The 4,531-nt window shown below is 55.5% G+C and carries 1 protein-coding gene and 1 pseudogene; both read left to right on the forward strand.

The window, feature by feature from the left end:
- A pseudogene (locus NP534_RS25820) lies at positions 1–2,609 on the forward strand (RHS repeat domain-containing protein); the annotation flags it as partial.
- 92 nt (positions 2,610–2,701) lie between these two features.
- A partial coding sequence (locus NP534_RS25825) for a hypothetical protein (protein ID WP_274100603.1) occupies positions 2,702–4,531 on the forward strand: 1,830 nt, incomplete at its 3' end.

Here is a 4,531-nt window from a genome sequence, read left to right on the forward strand (position 1 = left end):
ACTACGACACGTTCGGCAACCTGACCGAAGAGATCCAAGCCAACGGCATTCGTACGGTGCATGAATACTACCCCGCCGATGCTGAAGGGTTCGTTCAACATCCGCAAGAAAGCTGGGTGTATCCCGCTACTGACGGCGAAGCAGGCGCCGATGTATTGCGGACCGATTATGCGTACTACGTGCTGGCGCCTCTGGACAGCCTTGCCGGCGGTGAATGGTTGCCTGAGCGTGAAACGCTGGTGCGCGATGCCGATGGCACGACGCTGCGCGAAACCACCATCGGTTACTACCAGGATGCGGCTGACCGCTTGAGTTACGGACGCCGACAGAATGAAGAGCGCCGCCATGGCGAGGCGGTGACCAAGGTGGGCTATGTCTATGCCGAAGACACCTTCCACTACGATGAAGACGATGGGGTCGGCCACCCGGTTGTCAAGACCACCGAGACCCTCGAAGGGTTCGATCATGGTCAGGATCATGGGGATGAGCAGGGTGTGCGTGACACGCGCAAGGAACTGACACTGCTGCAATCGGTGCTCATTGGCGAGCCGGTGCTCAATCGTGACGATAACGACGTGGAAATCAGCTACTTCTACGATCGGGTGGGCAGAGTGTTACGTGAGACCGTGTCACCCAACGATTCCAAGTACAAAGCGAGTCGTCATTACACCTACGCGCTGGCGGCTGCTCCAGGCCAACAGGCGGTGCAGACCCAAGAGGATGTCAAAGGGGTCGTCACCTGGAGCTACGTCGATGGCCTTGGCCGCGAAGTCCGGGAGGAACGTCAGGATACTGACTTCGGCCTGACTCCGCTTGCTCGCAAGGCCCCGCGCATCAGTTATACGGTGGCGTTCGATGCCTTGGGCAACAAGGTCGAGGAGGTCGAGTACGACTGGTTGGAGCGCAAGAACTTGAAGTTGATGACCCGGTATGAATACGACGGGTGGGGGCAGCCGTGCTGCGTCATCGGCCCGGACGGGGTGCGCGTTCACGAGCGAATCGATCAGCAGGGCAGTACCCAGTGGCGCAATGGGCCGGTGGTGACGCAGTATCGCGAGTCGGCTGACGGCGAGACGCTCACCGGCGAAACGGTAACCTGGTTGAACCGGTTCGGCGAGCCTACACGGGTGGAGCGTTTCTATACCGACGGGAAAGCGTACAGCGTTCATCAATCCTTCCATGACGGCCTGGGTCGCCTGGCGCGTGAAATCGATGCCCGTGGAGAGCAGGAGAAGTTCGCCCGTGATGCTTTTGACCGGTTGGTAGACCACACCCTCGCAAATGATGCAGTGGTGCATCGCGATTACGCAGCACACAGCGGTGAGGATTTACCGACCCTTATCAAGGTTATCCATCAGAATGGCACAACCGAAAGTGTGCTGGGCCATCAGCTGTTCGACGGCCTCGATCGGATGATCGTCTCGATCACCGGAGGGCGTCCACGGGCAATGCAATACGAGCATGGTCAGCGTCAGCCCAGGTTCGTGACGACGCCGAAAAAGCACATGATCGAGTATGAGTATGCGCCGCCATTGGGTGAAGAACCTTTGGGGCGGCGCCTTGTCGATGCGAACGTCAATGCGCGGTATGAATATGACGTGCAGAACGCCAGGTTGAAATCCTGCAGTGAACAGCCTGAGGTGGAGGGGCGAGCGCTGAATCCGGCCCAGTTCCAAGGGCTGGCGCGTGAGTATTTCTCCAACGGCGAGCTCAAATCGGAAACGCGCACGCTGGGGCAGGAAGCACCTTTCGAGATGTTTTACGTGCACAGCCTGCGCGGTCGTCTACTGGCCTATACCGATGTACTGGGGCAGTTGCAGGCCTATGACTACGATGACAAAGGGCGACTCGAGTCGACTTCTCTGGGGACGACGTCTTGCGTATTTGAATATGACGAACTCGGGCGCACTCGGCGTTTCACCACGGTGGAGGGCGACGAGGGTGCAGGCCAGCGCCTGACGACCGAGTTGGAATATGATGATTTCGAGCGGGAGCATCTGCGGCGCTTTATTTTTATCGATGCCGTACAAGAACTGGAGCAGGAATATAGCGTCGTTGATGCGATCGTGCGCAAGGCGCTGACGGACATCGGAGAAAAGCCGGACGATAACGCGTTATTACGGGAGGAACACTTCGAATACGACGCCCGGGCCAGGCTCGAGTATTACACCAGTGAAGGACCATTATCCCCCGTTGATCCTTACGGTGTGGTCATTGAATCTCAGGAATTCTACCTGGATGACCTCGATAATATCGAGGAAGTGCGCACCTGGCATGCCGATGGGCGTATCGATGCTGTTTACGCATTTGACAACCTGGAAGACCCGGCGCAATTGACGGGCCTTGTGGTGACAAAGTTACGCGGCGAAAAGCGTGTCAATGCCGCCGGTCGCTGGGAGTTTTCAGAGGGCGTAGTCGAAGCGCTGACGTATCAGGATGTTGTTCTTGAGTATGACCCCGATGGCAATCTTGTTCGAGATGAAGCGGGCCGTACCCTTGGCTACGACCCTTTGGGGCGTCTGGTGAGTGTTGAACTGCCCGGGGGCGGAGAAGTCGGTAGTTACGGTTATGATCCCCTTGATCGGTTAGCGGACCAGTCGACCGTTTAGAGCACTGTTATCTATCAACATGCAGCCGCCTCTTCGAGGGGCGGCTGGCCTGCACGTGATCGTGGAAGTCAAACTCTCATATAGGTGAAGCCATGAAGATTATTTCCTACTCTGAAAAAGCACGCTGGGATTATGTGCAACTTCGCCAGCGTCAATCGGAACCGGCGTCGCTAACCCGGCCTGAAGTTAATGTGGATATTGTTGCCGATCCCGACGATTGGACGCTACGCGCTGAGTTGTACTCGGATCCTTCAAAGCAATTGCTGTTAATTATTCCGCTTTGGTCGAGATCGGCGCCTCGTGGCGCTTCTGATGAGTTGGAAATTTTTCATGCGGCGTCGCCGTCGCCTGCCCCCGATGATTTTGAAGTCATTGATAAAATTATTTTCGACGGGCCCTTAGATCCGTTAAAATTTCCCTATAGCTATGAATTGGATCGTAACTTTTTCCTGGGCTTGGGTGAAGGCTTTCATACTTTCAAATACAGGGTGACATTATATAACACCGAGGAGAATTTTTCTGACCCCCTGGTGTTGCGTTTCGACCTATTCCCACCGTATCGCTCCATTCGGCCCACTGCCTTTGCTGAAATTGAAGCAGTCACCGATGAACGCCTTGTCGACCTTGGCGATGAAGTGCTCATTCCGTTACCCGACTACCTAGACTTTGAAGAACAGGACCGGGTGCGCTGGTACTGGAGTAATCAGGCGCCTGAGGAAGATGGTACTTACCCGTTTATAGATGACCAGGTTGTCAAGGGTAAAGGCGAGGTGCTGCGCATTTCGGGAGATGACGTGCGACGCATGGGCGATGGCGGTTGCTATGTATGGTACGAGCTGTATGACAAAGCAGGGCACCATAGCAAGTTTTCCGAGGTTCGACGGGTAAGTGTTGCGCTCGGCCAATTGCCGACGGTTTTGCATGATCCAACGGTGAACGTCGCGACGCCAACTGACGGATACCTGGTTGATCAAGAGGATGTAAGCTTTGGTGTCAAGGTCCATGTCAGGCTGCCTGAGCACATAAAACCTACCGACAGGATCAGGGTGCTATGGGGGGACCATGCAACGGCATGGGAGCAACTGGGGTCTATGCCGGATGAACGCATCTTTCCAATAGCTGCCGGCGTCATTCGAAATGAATACGGACCAGGTCCAGGTGACGTTGAGACCCGTGTCAAATATGAATTGATGCGCGGCGATGAATTACTCGGTGAGCCGGGTATCAATGTCTATGTCAACCTGGAAACATTCGGACCGATCGATCCGGACCCTGAGTGGCCAGACCCGATCAACAAAGCGCTGCCGCTCGCCAGTGTTTATGGCGCGGGGTCGGCTACGGAAAACACGTTGGATCTGCGCGACACAAATCAAGATGCAGAACTCAGGGTGAGGCTGTTCGAAACTGTTGCGGTCAACGACAAGCTTGTATTTTATTGGGACAGCGTCCCCATCAGTGGTGCCGAGTACACCGTTCAAGCTGGCGATGACGTTGGTACTCTTATTACCCGTGTCGTACCGTGGTCAGGTATCAAGACGGCAGGTAACGGTATAAAGCATGTGCACTACGTCGTGACGCGTCCCAGTGTATTTAACCCCATCAAGTCAGGCCGCCAGGATGTCGCGGTGAGTGCAATCGATATTACCCCTGAGGCGCCGGAGTTTCTGGGGCTTAATCGGATACGCTGGTTGTCGTGTGTTTCGTTATTCGAGGACCGGTTGAATCCGGATCCACGGGAGCCTGCTGTCCGGGTCAAAGTGCCGAGCCTGCAAGGGCGCGGTTTAAGCCCGGGCGAAAGTATCACGATGAGCTGGACTGTCAAGGAGGCGATTGACGGGAGCGGTGATCCCATAGACGGGGTCAAATACGAACCTACAATTTCCCTGACTGATGAAATGATCAATGACGGCTTCATCTGGAGA

This window comes from Pseudomonas sp. 39004, assembly GCF_028682155.1.
Classification (GTDB): Bacteria; Pseudomonadota; Gammaproteobacteria; order Pseudomonadales; family Pseudomonadaceae; genus Aquipseudomonas; species Aquipseudomonas capeferrum.